The sequence below is a fragment of the Hyphococcus sp. genome, from assembly GCF_965228385.1.
GTDB lineage: Bacteria > Pseudomonadota > Alphaproteobacteria > Caulobacterales > Parvularculaceae > Hyphococcus.
The window spans coordinates 2,921,142-2,936,726 of sequence record NZ_OZ245810.1; the positions used below are offsets into that span (position 1 = coordinate 2,921,142).

The 15,585-nt window shown below is 60.0% G+C and carries 15 protein-coding genes; 7 read left to right on the plus strand and 8 right to left on the minus strand.

The features are described from left to right. Positions 1 to 92 precede the first annotated feature (92 nt). Positions 93 to 3,188 (minus strand): efflux RND transporter permease subunit, encoded by a 3,096-nt coding sequence (locus ACQK2Q_RS13520; protein ID WP_425410268.1) that lies wholly within the window; start codon positions 3,186 to 3,188, stop codon positions 93 to 95. 4 nt (positions 3,189 to 3,192) lie between these two features. Further along, positions 3,193 to 4,344 carry an efflux RND transporter periplasmic adaptor subunit gene (locus ACQK2Q_RS13525; RefSeq protein WP_425410269.1) on the minus strand — a complete coding sequence of 384 codons (1,152 nt, stop codon included), beginning with the start codon at positions 4,342 to 4,344 and terminating at the stop codon, positions 3,193 to 3,195. Positions 4,345 to 4,615: 271 nt separating this feature from the next. On the opposite strand from ACQK2Q_RS13525, the gene ACQK2Q_RS13530 reads away from it, so the two are divergent. From ACQK2Q_RS13530 to ACQK2Q_RS13540, 3 genes are all read left to right on the plus strand, one after another. Next, on the plus strand, positions 4,616 to 5,629 hold the full coding sequence (locus tag ACQK2Q_RS13530; protein WP_425410270.1) for an SDR family oxidoreductase: 1,014 nt from the start codon (positions 4,616 to 4,618) through the stop codon (positions 5,627 to 5,629). An 85-nt stretch (positions 5,630 to 5,714) separates the two neighbouring features. Further along, on the plus strand, positions 5,715 to 6,533 hold the full coding sequence (locus ACQK2Q_RS13535) for an isocitrate lyase/PEP mutase family protein (RefSeq protein WP_425410271.1): 819 nt from the start codon (positions 5,715 to 5,717) through the stop codon (positions 6,531 to 6,533). Positions 6,534 to 6,625: 92 nt separating this feature from the next. Further along, the gene (locus tag ACQK2Q_RS13540; RefSeq protein WP_425410272.1) at positions 6,626 to 8,026 is read left to right on the plus strand and encodes an MATE family efflux transporter; all 1,401 of its coding nucleotides are present in this window, start codon (positions 6,626 to 6,628) and stop codon (positions 8,024 to 8,026) included. Here ACQK2Q_RS13540 and ACQK2Q_RS13545 read toward each other — a convergent pair. Beyond that, positions 8,015 to 9,442 (minus strand): alkaline phosphatase PhoX, encoded by a 1,428-nt coding sequence (locus tag ACQK2Q_RS13545; protein ID WP_425410273.1) that lies wholly within the window; start codon positions 9,440 to 9,442, stop codon positions 8,015 to 8,017. The two genes, ACQK2Q_RS13540 and ACQK2Q_RS13545, sit on opposite strands and share 12 nt — an antisense overlap. Before the next feature lie 167 nt (positions 9,443 to 9,609). After that, a complete protein-coding gene (locus tag ACQK2Q_RS13550; RefSeq protein WP_425410274.1) occupies positions 9,610 to 9,921 on the minus strand; it encodes a hypothetical protein in 312 nt (103 codons plus the stop codon). A gap of 183 nt (positions 9,922 to 10,104) precedes the next feature. Between ACQK2Q_RS13550 and ACQK2Q_RS13555 the strand changes: the two genes are divergently transcribed. Continuing rightward, complete coding sequence (locus ACQK2Q_RS13555; RefSeq protein ID WP_425410275.1) at positions 10,105 to 11,010, plus strand: PAS domain-containing protein; 906 nt, start codon at positions 10,105 to 10,107, stop codon at positions 11,008 to 11,010. A gap of 2 nt (positions 11,011 to 11,012) precedes the next feature. Here ACQK2Q_RS13555 and ACQK2Q_RS13560 read toward each other — a convergent pair whose 3' ends face one another. The 4 genes from ACQK2Q_RS13560 to ACQK2Q_RS13575 form a co-directional block, all read right to left on the minus strand. Further along, on the minus strand, positions 11,013 to 11,444 hold the full coding sequence (locus ACQK2Q_RS13560) for a DUF4112 domain-containing protein (protein WP_425410276.1): 432 nt from the start codon (positions 11,442 to 11,444) through the stop codon (positions 11,013 to 11,015). Between the two features lie 70 nt (positions 11,445 to 11,514). Further along, positions 11,515 to 12,738 carry an acyl-CoA dehydrogenase family protein gene (locus ACQK2Q_RS13565; RefSeq protein ID WP_425410277.1) on the minus strand — a complete coding sequence of 408 codons (1,224 nt, stop codon included), beginning with the start codon at positions 12,736 to 12,738 and terminating at the stop codon, positions 11,515 to 11,517. Between the two features lie 77 nt (positions 12,739 to 12,815). Continuing rightward, on the minus strand, positions 12,816 to 13,229 hold the full coding sequence (locus ACQK2Q_RS13570; RefSeq protein ID WP_425410278.1) for a DoxX family protein: 414 nt from the start codon (positions 13,227 to 13,229) through the stop codon (positions 12,816 to 12,818). A gap of 24 nt (positions 13,230 to 13,253) precedes the next feature. Beyond that, positions 13,254 to 13,706 carry a nucleoside deaminase gene (locus tag ACQK2Q_RS13575; protein ID WP_425410279.1) on the minus strand — a complete coding sequence of 151 codons (453 nt, stop codon included), beginning with the start codon at positions 13,704 to 13,706 and terminating at the stop codon, positions 13,254 to 13,256. A gap of 47 nt (positions 13,707 to 13,753) precedes the next feature. Here ACQK2Q_RS13575 and ACQK2Q_RS13580 point away from each other — a divergent pair, with 47 nt between their 5' ends. The 3 genes from ACQK2Q_RS13580 to ACQK2Q_RS13590 are packed head-to-tail and all read left to right on the plus strand — an operon-like array spanning position 13,754 to position 15,583. Next, positions 13,754 to 14,512, plus strand: coding sequence for a pseudouridine synthase (locus ACQK2Q_RS13580; RefSeq protein WP_425410280.1), 759 nt, complete (start codon positions 13,754 to 13,756; stop codon positions 14,510 to 14,512). After that, entirely contained in the window at positions 14,509 to 14,700 is a 192-nt protein-coding gene (locus tag ACQK2Q_RS13585) for a DUF4169 family protein (RefSeq protein WP_425410281.1), read from the plus strand. Before ACQK2Q_RS13580 ends, ACQK2Q_RS13585 begins: the two co-directional genes overlap by 4 nt. Then, positions 14,681 to 15,583 carry a cobalamin biosynthesis protein CbiG gene (locus ACQK2Q_RS13590; protein ID WP_425410282.1) on the plus strand — a complete coding sequence of 301 codons (903 nt, stop codon included), beginning with the start codon at positions 14,681 to 14,683 and terminating at the stop codon, positions 15,581 to 15,583. The genes ACQK2Q_RS13585 and ACQK2Q_RS13590 overlap by 20 nt, the downstream gene beginning before the upstream one ends. Positions 15,584 to 15,585 lie beyond the last annotated feature (2 nt).

The following is a 15,585-nucleotide window of genomic DNA, read 5'->3' on the forward strand; positions in this document are numbered from 1 at the left end:
TCGCGATAAACACGCTATGACAACACGGGCGAATGCGGAAAGTTCGCGCAAAGGCGGACCAGCGCGCCAATCTCAAATCAAACGAAACGCGGTTATCCCGCCGGCGCGCGCGCCAGTTCTTCTTCAACGCGCTGGCCTTCCGCTGCACGCGGTTTCGACAGTCCCGCAAACAGCCGGAACGCCACCGGCACCAGAAACAGCGTGAAGATTGTCGCAAAACCAAGCCCGCCGAAGATAACCCAGCCGAGCGCCGCGCGGCTTTCCGCGCCCGCCCCGGCGCCGAGGATCAGCGGCAAACTCGCCAGAAGCGTGGAAATCGCCGTCATCAGGACCGGTCGCAACCGCACCATGGCGGCGAACTCAATAGCCTCCGCGACGCTTTTGCCCTTGTCGCGCTGCTGATTTGCAAACTCGACGATCAAGATACCGTTTTTCGCCATGATGCCGATCAGCAAAACGAGACCAATCTGGCTATAGAAATTGATCGAACCGCCGGTCAGCATGATCGCATAAACCGCAGCGGCGAGACCAAACGGCACCGTCACCATAATGATCATGGCGCTGACGAAACTTTCAAACTGCGCCGCCAGCACAAGAAACACGATCAGCCCTGCAAAACCGAAAACGAGAAGCGTTGACCGGTTCGATTCCTGCAGCACTTTCGCCTCGCCGAGCAGCGTCACTGAAAGGTTGCCTTGCAGCGTTTCGGCGGCAACGCCCTGCATGAGCCTTACCGCGTCGCCCAGCGGTACGCCGGCGTTCAACTCAGCCGACACCGGCACTGCGCGGCGGCGCTGTTCCCGGGCGAGTTGAGAGGCGACGGCGACCTCTTCAACCGACGCAATAGATGACAGTGGTACGAAATCGCCATTGTCGGCGCGCAGGAATATATTGGCGAGATCGGTCGGGTCATTTACCGGCGCACCCGCGCCCGACATCACAATATCGATAATATCGTCGCCCACGAAAACCTGCGCCGCGCGATATTCATCAGCCAGCACCTGCACCGTCCGCGTGATCGCAGAGATCGAAACGCCGAGCGCCGTCGCGGCCTCGCGGTCAATGTCGATGCGGATTTGCGGCTGCGACGTCTGGAAGTCAGTGCGCACATCTGCAAATTCCGGCAGCGCGCGCATTTTCGTTGCAATGGCGTCGGCGGAATCGGCGGCTACGCCGTAATCATCGCCGACAACGGCGAACTGCAGCCCCTGACCTGCGCCGCGAATGCCCAGCGAGTTTCCGCTCCGGATAATCACGGAAACGCCGGGGATGTCGCCAAGAAGCGCGCGCACCTTGGTTTCAACCTCACTCTGAGAGAATTCCCGGTCAGCCCAGTCCGGCAAACGCAAGATAGCGAAAGACCGGTTCCCGCCCCATACGCCGTTGATCGAAATAACCGCGTCGCCATAACCTTCTTCGACAAGGTTTTCCTGCAGGCGCTGTTCAATCTCCAGCATTTTCAGATCGAGATAATCGAAACTCGCGCCTTCCTGCGGGAACACCATCATGAAAACGCGGCCGCGATCTTCTTCAGGCGTCAATTCCTGCGGCACGGTTTTGAAGACCATGAAACCGCCGGCGGCGAAGGCCAGCGAGGCGAGCGAAATCAGCAAGGGGCGGCGTAACACGAACCGCAGCGGCGTGCGGTAAACGCTGGTCAGCGGTCCGTCAGGACGCGATTCCTCATCAGGCGAATCCATTTCTTCCCGATGTTCGCGGCCCAGAAGAACCGTGAGGACGGGGCACAGCGTCAACGCGACGAATGAAGAGACCATCACCGCGAAGGCCAGCACGAAACCGAATTCGGAAAACAGCTTGCCCGCCTGTCCCGGCAGGAACGATATGGGAATAAACACCGCCGCCAGCGTTGCGGTCGTCGCCAGAACGGCGAAAATAATCTCGCGGGTGCCAATCACCGCCGCCGCGCGCTTGCCGGCGCCTCTGGCGCGCCAGCGCTGGATGTTTTCCGTCACCACCACTGCGTCATCGACCACAAGGCCCGAGGCCATCACGAGCGCCAGGAGCGTAATGAGGTTGACCGAAAAACCTGCAAGATAGAGCGCCGCCACAGTGCCGAGCAGCGAAATCGGTATCGTCACCGCCGGTATGAGCGTGGCGCGCAGCGACCGCAGGAACATGAAAATTACAAAAACGACTATGCCTGTCGCAAGCAGAAGGCTTTTGCCGACCTCGCGCACCGCCTGCCCGATAAAAATGGAATCATCGACGGGGATGGTGAGCTGAACATTTTCCGGCAGCGAGCTGTCTAACTCGGCGACCGCTTTTCGAACGCCCGCGGAGACCGCCATCGTATTCGACTGCGCCTGACGGACAATAGCGATGCCTATACCGGGATCGCCGTTTATGCGCGCTGTTGTGGTTTCTGATTCATAACCCCATTCCACAACGGCGACATCGGAAAGCCGGGTCTGGCTGTCGAGCCGCAGGGCGGCGATGGCTTCGGGCGTCGTCGCCGGGGCTTCGGCGCGTATGAGAATTTGCTGCGTATCGCTTCTGAGCCGTCCGCTTGGCGTCGATTGCGACGCCGTTGACGCGACCCGCGCCACATCCTCCACAGTGTAGCCGCGCGCCGCCAGCGAAACCGGGCGCACGCGGATACGGATGAGTTTGTTGCGCACGCCGTAAGCATCCGCCTGCGCAACGCCTTCCACGGACTGCAGACGCGGCACGATAACATCGTCCACAAGGCGCGCCAGGTCGCCGGGGTCCATTTCCGTCGCCGCAACACTGATGCGCATCATCGCCGACCCGTTGGAGTCCGCCTTGCGCACGCGCGGTAATTCAATTTCTTCGGGCAATTCATCAATAACGGATGAGATTGCGTTCTGAACATCCGTCGCGGCGATGTCGATACTGACGTTGGAGGAAAATTCGATAGTAACGTCGCTGTCGCCAAAACCCGACGAGGAAGAAATGCTGTCAATGCCGTCCACCAGCGCGACGGCGCCCTCAATGATGGCTGTCACTTCTGCGTCAACAGTCTCTGGCGTCGCGCCGGGATAATTCGTATCGATCGAAACAACAGGCCGGTCGACATCCGGCAGTTCACGCACCTCAACGCCGAAAAGCGCCGCAAGTCCCGCGATGACGATCAGCATGCTCAAAACGGCCGCAAGAATCGGCCGCTGGATAAATGTACCTATGAAACCGCCCTGGGCGCCTGTCATCAAATTAATCCCCGCCGCCAAACGCGCCTGGCGCTGAAACCGACGAAGTCGTAGCGCTGTCGCGCCGTTGCGCCGCATATTCCGGAAGCGGCACACTGCCCCGTATGCGGTCAGCGCCTTCCGAAACAATCACGTCATCCGCCTGCAAATCACCTTCAACCAGAACCATATCTTCCGTACGCTGTAAAATAATGACGCCGGCGCGCTCCGCCGCGCCGTCTTCGCCGCGACGCCAGACATAAGCGCCCGCGCGGTCCCACTGCACGGACAGGCCGGGGACGGCTATGGCGGGCTCGCCTTCAGCCGTTGTCGAGACCGCCACCACGGCGCCCGGAATCAGACGGCCGCGCTCATTGTCGACGCGCGCCTCAACACGCAAGGTGCGCGATTCCGGATCGACGCGGCTGTCGATAGCCGTAATCTCACCGCTATATTCTGTACGCAAATCGGAGGTCAGCGTGACCGATACGGGCTGCCCGATATTGACATATCCGGCAGACTCTTGCGGCACCGAAAACTCGATGACAATCGACGATGTATCGTCGAGCGTCGCCACGAGATCGCCGGCGCGCAGATAATCACCGGGTTCGATTTCAGTCAGGCCCGCGATGCCGTTAAACGGCGCTCTGATTTTACGCTGTGCGACGGCGACCTCCGCGGCGCGCAGGTCCGCCCGGATCGAGACAAAATTGTTTTGCGCCGCTTCGGCTTCCAGCGCCGAAGCCGCTTCGTCTTCCGCAAGGTTGCGATACCGTGTTGCGTTGTCCTGCGCGATGGGAAACTGCGCTCTGGCGCGGGCGAGTGCGACCTGCGCTTCATCATCGTCCACCTGAACAAGGACGTCGCCTTCCGTGACGCGCTGGCCCGGCGCGAAATTTAATTCTTCCACGAGCCCGGTGACTTCCGATGTAATAGCGACACTTCGTAATGAGCGCGTTCGGCCGATAACCTCAACGGTGCGCTGGATGGCGGCTTCCTCAGCAAGCGTCATGCTGACAACCGGCGCGTATCCGCCCCTTCCGCCGCCTGGGCCGCCGCCGCCCGGACCGCCGGCCGCTTCGGGTCCCTGTCCCGCCCCCGTCAGCGTCGCCGCCACAATAACGGCGCCGATGACGGCGCCCGCGGCAAGTCCGGCCAGAAGCTGTTTAGAGACCATGAAACGCATACTTTCTTTGACAAATGCGGAATATCGGACAGGCTGAATATACACATAACGTGTAAATCAATATTATCCGTCGCACGCCGATGATCACATTTGCGCGTGCTGCGCTGATTTGTCGTTACAGATTGTAATCTTTGCAAAAATTTCAACGCCTGACCGCAGCGCCTGCATGGAAAACGGCCTGACGCTGCGGCAAAATCAGCATAGAATGCGCCGCTCGCCAGTCTCCGCCCCGTCCCGGATAAACGATTCAAGGAGTTTTTCGATGAAAAAAGCCCCCCTGACCGCCAGTCGCAGGACTCTGCTCGCCGGCGGCTCGGCGCTTGCAGCCGCCTCTATCCTGCCCAAATCCGCAGGCGCGCAGGACGGCGCCGGCGCCCGGCCGCTGGAGGGCAAATCCGCGCTGATCACGGGAACGAGTTCCGGTTTCGGCCACTTATCCGCACTGCATCTGGCGCGCCTCGGCGCGACCGTCATCGCTTCCATGCGCAATCTTGACGGCGGCGCCCGGCCGGAAGCGAAAACCCTCGCGGACCACGCCGCCCACGAAGACCTCGATCTGCATGTTGTGGAGATCGACGTTCTGGATGAGGAACTGATCGCCGCCGGCGTCGCCCAGGCGGAAGACATCGCCGGCGGCGCGCTCGATGTGCTCGTCAACAATGCCGGGATCGGCATGGGAGGACCGGTGGAAATCAACGACGATGAAGCGACGCGGCTGATTTTCGAAACCAATCTTTTCGGCTATCTGCGCATGGCGCGGGCGGTGCTGCCGAAGATGCGCGAACGCGGCGCGGGACAGATTTTCAATGTCTCTTCACAACTCGGGCGCATTCTCATTCCCGGCCTTGGCATGTATCAGGCGACAAAATTCGGCGTCGAGGCGATGTTTGAAACGATGGCGTATGAACTGGCGCCGTTCGGCGTTGAGGTGACGATCATTCAACCGGGCGGCTATCCGACCGAAATCTGGTCCAATGGCCGACGCTATTCCGATGCGCTGCTGGCGCGCGTCGACGCCTCGCGCAAGGACGCTTACAACGCGCACATTCAGATGGCGAACGGTACAATGTCCGGCGACTATCAGACAGACCCGAACGATGTGCCGCGCGCCATCGCCGAAATCATAGCCATGCCTGCGGGAACGCGGCCGCTGCGAAGGCCGGTGCACCCCAATACGCAGGCGACCGACGCGGCGAACGCCGCCATGGCGCAAATTCAGTCAGGCGTGTTGGGGAGCGGTCCTTACAAAAGCTGGCATGACGCCGTTACGGACTAGACGCCGCAAGAACCGGGCGGATGCAGGCTGCGCAAAGTGCTAACGCCTTCACGACATCGTCTTCCGGTAAATTAAAAGGGGCGTTATGACTTTTGAAAACAGGATTGAATCTTTCCGCGCGCTCCACAATCCGGGCGCGCCCTTTATCATCGCCAACCCCTGGGACATCGGCTCGGCGAAAATGCTCGAAGGGCTCGGTTTCAGCGCCCTCGCCACGACGAGTTCAGGTTTCGCCATGACCCTGGGGCGGCGCGATTACGGCGTGACCCGGGATGAAGCGATCGCGCACGCCGCCGCCATCGCGGAAGCCGTCAAGATCCCTGTCAGCGCCGATCTGGAAAACGGTTTCGGGCTCGCCCCGGAAGACGCAGCGCAGACCATCAGGCTTGCAGCGGCGACATCGATGTGCGGCGGCTCAATAGAGGATTCCACAGGAGATAAAGCCGCGCCGATTATCGACGACGACATACTGGCGGTGGAAAGGATCGCCGCCTCGGCGGCGGCGATAAAGGAAAGCGGACGCGATTTTGTCCTGACAGCCCGCGCCGAAGCATTCCTTTACGGACTGGGCGACATTGGGAAAATCATCGCGCGGCTGAACGCGTTCGCCGACGCAGGCGCCGATGTTCTGTTTGCACCCGGCCTGCCCGGTCTCGACGCTGTGCGCGCAATCTGCCAAGACGTCTCAAAACCGGTAAACGTGCTCATTCACGGCAAACTCGCCTACTTTAGCGTTGAAGATTTCGCTGAAGCCGGCGCCGCGCGCCTTTCCATCGGCGGCGGGCTTGCATGGTCTGCTTACGGAACGCTCGGCGACGCGCGCAGCATGCTTGCGCAGGGCCGTTTTGATGCTTTGCGCGCCAATAAACAGGGTGCCAAAGCCGTCGCGTCGTTTTTGAATTGAAGCCGGCCTTCCGGTCAGGGTTTTTCTTTTGACGTAAAATCAGCTAGAGCCTCCCCGCGGCGGGTCAATCGCCTGATGCGCCCGGGGAACTCATGACGAACGCAACCCAGTTCGCGCCGGAAGGCGCCGCGCCTCCTTGGCGCCGCGAATTTATCGCGCTGATGACGATCGGTCTTCCGATGGGGCTGACTCAGCTTGTCCAGTTTTCCATCAACACCATCGACGTTTTGATGATCGCTCGCCTTGGCGCAGAACAGCTTGCCGGCGCATCGCTGGGCTTGTTCATGTTCTATATACTGTTCGTCGCCGGGCTTGGCCCCGCCATGGCGGTGTCTCCGTTGGTTTCGCAAGCGCTCGGCGCCGACAAGGACAATGTGCGAGAAGCGCGCCGTTCCGTCCGTATGGGGCTATGGCTTGTGGGCGCCGGCGCGCCGATGCTGTCTCTCATCTATTTCTTCACGGAGGAATTGTCGCTCTTTCTCGGCCAGCCGGCGATGGCGGCGAAGCTTGCCGAACCTTACGTGCTGGCGCTGGCGCCCGGCCTGCCGTTTGCGCTCGGCGTCATTATCCTGCGGAACTTTCTGGCCGCGATCGAGCGCACGCGCGCGCCGCTGATCTTTATTATTCTGACAACCGGAATCAACGCGCTCCTCAATTATATGCTGATCTACGGCAATTGGGGCGCGCCGCGAATGGAGCTTGTCGGCGCCGGAATTGCGTCTTCGCTTTCCCACGCCATCGGTTTTTTCGCGCTCGTGATTTACATCAACCGGGAAGCGACGGCGAAGCGGTTTGATCTTTTTGTAAAATTTTTCAAGCCTGACTGGCCCCTGCTGGCGGAAGTCGCGCGTATCGGCTGGCCGAGTTCGGTAACGCTCGGGTTTGAAGCGATGCTTTTCAACTCGACAGTCCTTCTCATGGGCGTGATCGGCGTAGCCGCCATGGCGGCGCACCAGGCGGCGCTCAACGTCACTGCGCTTGCCTTTATGCTGCCGCTTGGTCTTTCCATGGCGGGCGGGGTCAGGGTCGGCTTGATGGCCGGCGCCAGGGACGCCGCCGGCGTGCGCCGCGCCGCCCTTGTGTCAGTGCTTTCCTGCATGGGCCTGATTATGCTGATCGCCGTACCGGTGGCGCTGGCGCCGCACTCCATAGCGAAATTTTATCTTGATACGGATGATATGGATGCGGTGCGGCTCGCGGCGTCGTTCCTGCCGATCGCCGCAGCGTTTGCACTCTTTGACGCAACCCAGGTCGCCGCGGCGCAGGCCCTGCGCGGCCTGAAAGACGTGCGTATTCCCATGGTCTTAACCGGCATCAGCTACTGGATCATCGGCTTTCCCATCGCCGCCTGGCTTGGGCTCGCCACCCCGCTCGGCGCCATCGGCGTCTGGTGGGGCCTGCTCGCGAGCCTTGTCAGCGCCGCGCTCATGTTAAGCGTACGGCTTTGGCTGGTGACGCGCGATAAGCCGTCAGCAAGCCCCTTAAGCGCGTAAGCGGCGCCACGGCCCTTCGATCGCGAAAGTAAAACCGGGCTCCTGCACATTGACAAAAAGCACCGAACCGTCGGGCGAAAAACAAGCGCCGCAAAATTCGGACTGCTCCTCATGCGCGTTGCGCGCGAGGTCGTAGATGTTTCCGTCTGGCGTCAGGCCGCGCAGATACTGGTCGCCCCGGCCGTCTTCGCACAAAATAAGATCGCCCCATGGCGCAAAGGCGAGATTATCGCACATGTCGAGCACGTCCGATGTCGGCGATTCATAAACAAGCGTCAGCTTCCCCGGGTCGGACGCCTCGCCGCGCCGGCCCTCTTCCGGGCTTGGCGTGTAGCGCCAGACCTGGCCCGCCCGCGCAGCGCCGCCTTGCGTGCAGTTGAAATAAACGCTTCCCTGTTCGCCGTCGCGCTTGCCATAGGCCATGCCTTCGCCGCGGCAGAAATGGGCGGCGCCGGCGGCGAAGCCGCGCTCGGCCAGATCGCCGTCCGGCGAGTCCACATGATCGAGGTCTATCCATTCTACATCAAACGTCTCGCCCTGGCGGATGCTGTTTTCACCCGCGCCGCCCCAATCCCGCGGCCAGTTTCGCGTGTCCGCGGAAGGCTGGTTTTTAAGCGCGAGCGCCTGAAGCCTGCCGCCTTTAGACAAGTCTTGACGCGTATGCGGCAAAAACCGGTAAAAAAGGCATTCCAGGCTGTCTTCTGTGAGATAAACAATGTCCGTATCCAGATCGACCGCCGCTGCTTCATGCGCGAAACGGCCCATGTCGGTTAGCGGTATCGCATCCACCGGTCTGGTCGCGCTGATCGGCACTTCGAAAACAAAGCCGTGGTTCTTTTGCGATGAACCCGGCGCGGTGACCGCCGACTCCTCACATGACAGCCATGATCCCCAGGGCGTCGCGCCGCCGGCGCAATTGCCGGCCGTGCCCGCTAGGGTGAGAAAATCTTTTTCGAGGCGCTTTTCCTGCAAATTATAAATCGCGGTCGTCACGCCGCCGTAAAACGGTCTCCCGTTCATCGGCGCGGCCGCGGCGCGATAGTCGTAAAGCTGCGCTTCGCTGAGCCGTGAGACAAGCGCATCGTCTTCTCCGAATGGAGAGCCGTCCGTCGTGTCTGGCCAGTTCTCATGATTGCGGGTGAGGATGCATTTGCCCGCGTCTTGCGGATGCGCGAAGCAGGCCATGCCGTCTGGTCTGCCCGGTCTGAAAAATCCGTCCGACATTTCCCCGCCTGACGTCGAAACAAGACGGTACGAAAACCCTTCGGGCAGATCCAGCAGCCCATCGGGGTCGGTTTTCAATGGCAGCCGGTTATTGGCGGAATAGGCATGCGCCCCGGCAAGCAGGGAGAGCGATGAATAGGAGAACGCAACGCCATAGGCGGACTGCAGCAAATTCCGGCGGGATACGATCATAGAACAACATCCGTTTAACGCGAATGAGAACTGCATGCATGATAACAACCGTCGGCATCCCGCGAAAATCATATACGGCGGCTTGCGGCGAACTGAGCGATACAAAAGACGAAGCGATTTATTGTCCGGCGGCGGCGCAAGACACCGGGCAATTGCGCATAAGCGGACTAAACCGCGCCCATGGAGGCGCGCCGCGCGTCAACGGCCTGTTTTGAGTCTTTCAATCCTGCGCCTGAATTTTCACGAACGATTTTCACAGCCTCGATGATTTTGCCGTTCTGGATACGCGCGTCTACATCCTGCTGGATTTCGGGCGGGAGGCCTGCGAAAAGCCGCTCTGCATCCTGGCGCGCCTCCATCCTTTTTTGCGTGCGCGCCTCGGACGACATGCCGCTCGCCGTCACGCGGCCCGCGAGAAACCCGAGCGCCGCGGCTAGCGCGACCAAAAGCCAGTTATCGGTCGTAAAAAGCTGTTCCATCCTTCACGCTCCTTTTTTCGGGTCCGCAAAACCTATAGCAGAGCCCGTTTCGTTCAAATGATCATTTGCCAAAGCGCGGCGGAAAAAAATTTACGGCGCTTTAAGAGCGGCGCCTTAGCACTGACGGGCCGCCAGGTTGGGAGAGAGCCGGGCCGCACCGATTAACGCCAGGAACCAGCACCAATGATCTCTTCAACTGCCCTTGCACACGCCCATGAACCCGTTGCGTCAGGTTCTTCGCCGTCGTCTCGGGAGATCAACGCCCAGGCGGCTGCGCTCGCCCTCCGGCTCGCTCCGGTGGCCGATGAGGATTTTTTGAGCGCATATGCGCTGGCCGCCTATGAATCGACCGGCGCAGATATCTTCATGATCGGCCGGCTCAATCCCTATTCAAATCTCATGCGCTCGGTCCGGCTTGTTCGCGAAGGCCGGTTTTTAGAGCCTGTTACTTACAGCCTTGACGGCACCCCCTGCGCGCGCGCCGCCGACACGGGCGCTTGCATTTATCGAAGCGGCGTCGCCGGGACATTTCCGAAAGACGCGATGCTGGCTGAGCTCGGCGTTGAAGGATATGCCGGCGCGCCATTGCACGCCCATGACGGACAGGTGCTGGGCGTGGTTGTCGCCATGACTGCTTCGCCAATCGAGAATGACGGCGCAATTCGGCAGGTCCTGGATTGCTATCGCGGCCGGGTGGCCGCCGCCATTGAAGCGGCGGAGCGCGCCGAACGGCGCGACTGGGCTATCGCGGAAGCGACCAACGGCGTCTGGGACTGGGATCTGACGACCGGCGGCGCTGTCGTCACCGACAATCTGCAGGCGCTGCTTGGCGACAGCGCGCGCGGAACGCTGGATCTTTCCAAAATCGAAGCGGCCATCCATCCCGATGATAAAGCGCGGCACACAACCGCCCTGCACGATCATTTGAAAAACAATGCGCCTTACGATCTGCGCTTACGCTTGCGCGATGCGGCGGGCGCCTATCGATGGTATCATTCGCGCGGTAAAGCATTGCGCAATGCCGGCGGAAAACCGTTGCGCATGATCGGCTGCTTCAGCGATATTCATGAATTGATCGCCGGCCGGTAGGATCAACCGGCCTCGCGCAATCGGCGCGCTTCAATTTCATCGTAATGTTCCTGAAGCAACTGCGCGTTGCGCAAATTGGCCTTGAAGGCGAAGTCGAAAATATCGCCGAACAATGGCACAGCGCCCAAAATCGTATCGATCAGCACGTTGTAGATCATCCTGACAATCAAGCCGAGACCGGCGCCTGCGCGGCGCGCCTCCCAGATGATATACATCGAAATCGCGGCGCTCGCCGTGTCGCCGACGCCGGGTATAAGGCCTAAAATACTGTCCCAGCCGAACCGGTAACCGATGATCGGCAATCGGTATTTCGTATCTAGAAAATCGGCGAGTTTATTGACCCGCGCCCTTGCGGCGGCGTGGGCGGCGGCGGAATCGGGCGCGTATGGCGCACGCACGCCCGTATCCGGATCGATGGTTCGATAATTCGTCATGGACGTGAAACACGCCAGCGCACGGAGGCGTTCCCGGTTAAAGCCTTTAAACGCTCGATCCCAATCGCCCTTATGACGCCAGATTTGAGTATTTTTTGAACTCAATGCGCGAGATCGCGCGGCAGTGGACCTCATCGGGACCATCGGCGAGCCGCAGCGTGCGCAGCATCGCATAGGCGCGCGCCAGTCCGAAATCGGAGGTGACGCCGGCGCCGCCATGAGCCTGGATGGCGTCATCGATAATCCCGAGCGCGACGCGCGGCGCGGCGACCTTGATCATGGCTATTTCCTGCTGCGCCGCCTTGTTGCCCACCGTATCCATCATCCAGGCGGCTTTCAGGGTCAAAAGCCGCGCCATCTCGATATCGATGCGCGCTTCGGCGACCCGCTGCTCCCAGATCGAATGTTTGAAAATCGGCTTGCCGAACGCTTCGCGCGTCAACAATCGCTTCACCATTTTTTCCAGCGCGACTTCCGCCGCGCCAATGGTGCGCATGCAATGATGGATGCGCCCCGGCCCGAGGCGCCCTTGCGCGATTTCAAACCCCCGGCCCTCGCCGAGAATAATATTTTCTTTCGGTACGCGCACGTCATTCAACTCGACTTCCATATGACCGTGCGGCGCGTCATCATAACCGAAGACCGGAAGATGGCGGAGTATTTTCACGCCCGGCGCGTCGGCGGGCACGAGTATTTGCGATTGCTGCTTGTGGCGTTCCGCGCTTTTATCGGTCTTTCCCATGACGATAAAAATCTTGCAGCGCGGATCGCCCGCCCCCGACGACCACCATTTGCGCCCGTTGATTACATAATGATCGCCGTCAAGTTTGATCTCTGTTTCAATATTCGTGGCGTCGGAAGAGGCGACTTGCGGCTCGGTCATGAGAAACGCCGACCGGATTTGCCCGTCAAGCAACGGAACCAGCCACTCATCCTGTTGCGCCGGGCTGCCGTATTTCATCAGCACTTCCATATTGCCGGTGTCGGGCGCCGCGCAGTTGAAGACTTCCGGCGCGATATGACAGCGGCCTGTCAATTCCGCGATCGGCGCGTAATCGGCGTTGGAAAGACCCGGGCCCCATTTCGGATTGGGGTGAAACATATTCCACAGGCCTTCGGCTTTCGCCTTTTCTTTCAATTCGTCGATAATCGGCGGCACCTTCCAGCGACCTTCCGGCCCGAACTCCGCATGCTGACGTTCATAAACTTCATTCCCCTCATAGACATGATTGTCCATGAAATCAGAGACGCGTTTCAGATAATCTTTACAGCGATCGGAATAATCGAAATCCATGCAACGTCTCCTCATAAGAATAATGATTTTTCGGGCATGATAGCGGCGCGGCGCGCATATAAAAGCGCTGAGCGCAGTTAGCGCAAAAGCCGGTCGGCGGCGAAACGCCCGCCGCCTGCGGCGGCCAGATAAAAACTGACAGCAATCAGAATGAGCGCCGGGAACTGCGCGCGGAAATCATCGCTCAGATGCACCATCAAAAAGCCGACGATAAAATTGAACGCCATGAGCAGCCCTGCCCAGCGCGTGAACAGCCCGACGATAAACAGGATCCCGCACACGAATTGAAACCACACCGACACCGGCGCCAGTATGTCGGCCGCCGGGAAACCGAACTGACGCATGAATTGCGCGAATTCCGCCATTCGCGCCGGATCGGCGATATTGTCCCACACGCCCCAGACGAGAAATGCGCCGGTCAGGCCGCGTAACCCCAGCAACGCGACATCCTGCAGGCCGGCGAGCCCGTCAAGAAAAACCAGTTTTTTCATGCCGCTCTCACTCCCGGGGTGATACTAGCGCCGCGCGCGGAAAAAGTCGCGCAACAAATCGCCCGCCTCCCGGGCGTAAGGGCCCGCCGCGACTTCCGGGCGCCAATGGCAGGTCGGCTGCTCGAAAAATCGCGGACCGTGCCACACGGCGCCGCCCTTTTCGTCACGCGCCGCGATGATCAATCGTTTGATGCGCGCAATGGAAATGGCGCCGGCGCACATGGCGCAGGGCTCAAGGGTTACGTAAAGACTGGTATCGTTCAGGCGATAATTGCCGCGCTTTTGCGCAGCCTCCCGCAGCGCGCGTATTTCAGCGTGCCCTGTCGGATCGTGGGTCGCAATCGGCGCGTTGCCGGCGGCCGAGATAATGTCGCCAGCCTCGCTCACAAGAACGGCGCCGATCGGCGCTTCGCCCGCTTGCGCCGCCTTTTCCGCTTCGGCCAGAGCGCGTTCCATAAAATGAGCGTCAGTTTCCATCGGCGGGACTATCGCGCGTGACGGCGCGCAATGCTAGGACCCATCCCATGACGGAAGAACACCATAATCAGGCGGGCGAGCGCATCGCGAAATTCCTGGCCCGAGCGGGCGTCGCTTCGCGGCGCGAGGCTGAAAAGCTGATTGAACAGGGCATTGTGACAGTCGATGGCGTGACGCTGACGACGCCCGCCTTCAAGGTCACGCCGGACATGGACATCCGCGTTGACGGGACCCGCATCGGCAAGCCGGACGCAACGCGGCTCTGGCGCTTTCATAAACCGGACGGCCTCGTGACGACCCATAAAGATCCGCAAGGGCGCGCGACGGTGTTCGATGCGCTTCAGGGAAAATTGCCGCGCGTCATCTCCATCGGCAGGCTTGATCTGACAACGGAAGGCCTGTTGCTGCTGACCAATTCAGGCGACCTCGCCCGCCGTCTTGAATTGCCGTCAACCGGATGGACGCGCCGCTACCGCCTGCGCGCTTATGGCCGCATACGGCAATCGGATCTCGACAGTTTAACAAAAGGCGTGGAGATCGACGGCGTTCAATACGGCCCCATTCGCGCGCATCTTGACCAGACGCAAGGCGGCAATCAGTGGATCACCATGTCCATCAACGAGGGCAAGAACCGCGAAATCCGCAATGTGTGCCGGCATCTGGGCCTTCAGGTCAATCGTCTCATTCGCACCGCATACGGACCATTTCAGCTCGGCAAGCTGGCCAAGGGCGCCTTTGAAGAAATTCCCGGCAAACAAATGAAAGAACAACTGGGCCGAAAAATTTGCGACGAGGTCGGCCTGTGAACAACGTCGTCAATCTCAACAGGTTTCGCAAGAAGAAAGCACGCGCCGGGAAGGAAAAACAGGCGGACGAAAATCGCTCCAGGCACGGTCGGACGAAAGCGGAAAGGCATAAAGCGGCGCAGGAGGAGGAATCCCGAAACCGCCGGCTAGACGGGCATGCGCTTGGTGATGACGATGGCGCCGTCTGAAAACCCCCTGTTTGACGTTTACATCATTGTCGACTGGTCCGCCGCAAACAGCCCGAAACGCGGCAAAGATTCAATCTGGATAGCCAGCGCGGAACGAAGGGGCGAGGACGTCAATATGCTGGGTCTGGAAAACCCCGCTACGCGTCATGAGGCGATCACCTTTCTGGAAAACATTATCCGTACCAGGATAGCACTAGGCGAGCGGGTTTTTGCTGGTTTTGATTTTCCTTTCGGTTATCCGAAAGGCGCCGCGAAAAAAATTACTGGCGCCGCATCATGGCGCGCCATATGGCGGAGATTTCATATAGAAATTGAAGATAGCCAGAATAATCGGTCCAATCGTTTTCACGTCGCCAACATGCTAAACGCCGAAGTGTTTAGAAGTCCCGTATACTGGGGCCGACCGCATCAGCACCGATACTCGCATTTGCCCTCCAAAAAGGATCCGAGCACTGCGCGCGAGGCGATGGAATTTCGCTTGACTGAACGCGCACAGCCGCCGTCGAAATCAGTCTGGCAGCTTGCATATAACGGCGCCGTTGGTTCACAGGCGATGCTCGGCATGGCATGGATGGAAGAGATGAGGCGACGATTCGGCGAGGCCGCGCTCGTCTGGCCGTTCGAAACTAATTTCTCGCAAGGACTCATTGCACCTTTGATACTTGCGGAAATTTATCCAACCATGTTCCCGGCAACCCTCAAACCTTACGAGGTGAAAGATCGCGCGCAGGTGCGAATTTGCGCAAAGACGTTCGCAGAAACAGATGCGCGCGGCGATTTTCGCCGCTGGCTTTCAGCGCCGCCAATCCTTGACGAAGCGGCGCGATGCGCTGTTCTTGAGGAAGAAGGCTGGATCGTCGGGGCCGGCTGGGCGACAACATAACA

Bases quoted from the DNA above. Each gene is read 5' to 3' on its own strand.
- ACQK2Q_RS13520 (WP_425410268.1), bottom strand. From the start codon at position 3,188: ATGACAGGCGCCCAGGGCGGTTTCATAGGTACATTTATCCAGCGGCCG.
- ACQK2Q_RS13525 (WP_425410269.1), bottom strand. From the start codon at position 4,344: ATGGTCTCTAAACAGCTTCTGGCCGGACTTGCCGCGGGCGCCGTCATC.
- ACQK2Q_RS13530 (WP_425410270.1), top strand. From the start codon at position 4,616: ATGAAAAAAGCCCCCCTGACCGCCAGTCGCAGGACTCTGCTCGCCGGC.
- ACQK2Q_RS13535 (WP_425410271.1), top strand. From the start codon at position 5,715: ATGACTTTTGAAAACAGGATTGAATCTTTCCGCGCGCTCCACAATCCG.
- ACQK2Q_RS13540 (WP_425410272.1), top strand. From the start codon at position 6,626: ATGACGAACGCAACCCAGTTCGCGCCGGAAGGCGCCGCGCCTCCTTGG.
- ACQK2Q_RS13545 (WP_425410273.1), bottom strand. From the start codon at position 9,442: ATGATCGTATCCCGCCGGAATTTGCTGCAGTCCGCCTATGGCGTTGCG.
- ACQK2Q_RS13550 (WP_425410274.1), bottom strand. From the start codon at position 9,921: ATGGAACAGCTTTTTACGACCGATAACTGGCTTTTGGTCGCGCTAGCC.
- ACQK2Q_RS13555 (WP_425410275.1), top strand. From the start codon at position 10,105: ATGATCTCTTCAACTGCCCTTGCACACGCCCATGAACCCGTTGCGTCA.
- ACQK2Q_RS13560 (WP_425410276.1), bottom strand. From the start codon at position 11,444: ATGACGAATTATCGAACCATCGATCCGGATACGGGCGTGCGTGCGCCA.
- ACQK2Q_RS13565 (WP_425410277.1), bottom strand. From the start codon at position 12,738: ATGGATTTCGATTATTCCGATCGCTGTAAAGATTATCTGAAACGCGTC.
- ACQK2Q_RS13570 (WP_425410278.1), bottom strand. From the start codon at position 13,229: ATGAAAAAACTGGTTTTTCTTGACGGGCTCGCCGGCCTGCAGGATGTC.
- ACQK2Q_RS13575 (WP_425410279.1), bottom strand. From the start codon at position 13,706: ATGGAAACTGACGCTCATTTTATGGAACGCGCTCTGGCCGAAGCGGAA.
- ACQK2Q_RS13580 (WP_425410280.1), top strand. From the start codon at position 13,754: ATGACGGAAGAACACCATAATCAGGCGGGCGAGCGCATCGCGAAATTC.
- ACQK2Q_RS13590 (WP_425410282.1), top strand. From the start codon at position 14,681: ATGACGATGGCGCCGTCTGAAAACCCCCTGTTTGACGTTTACATCATT.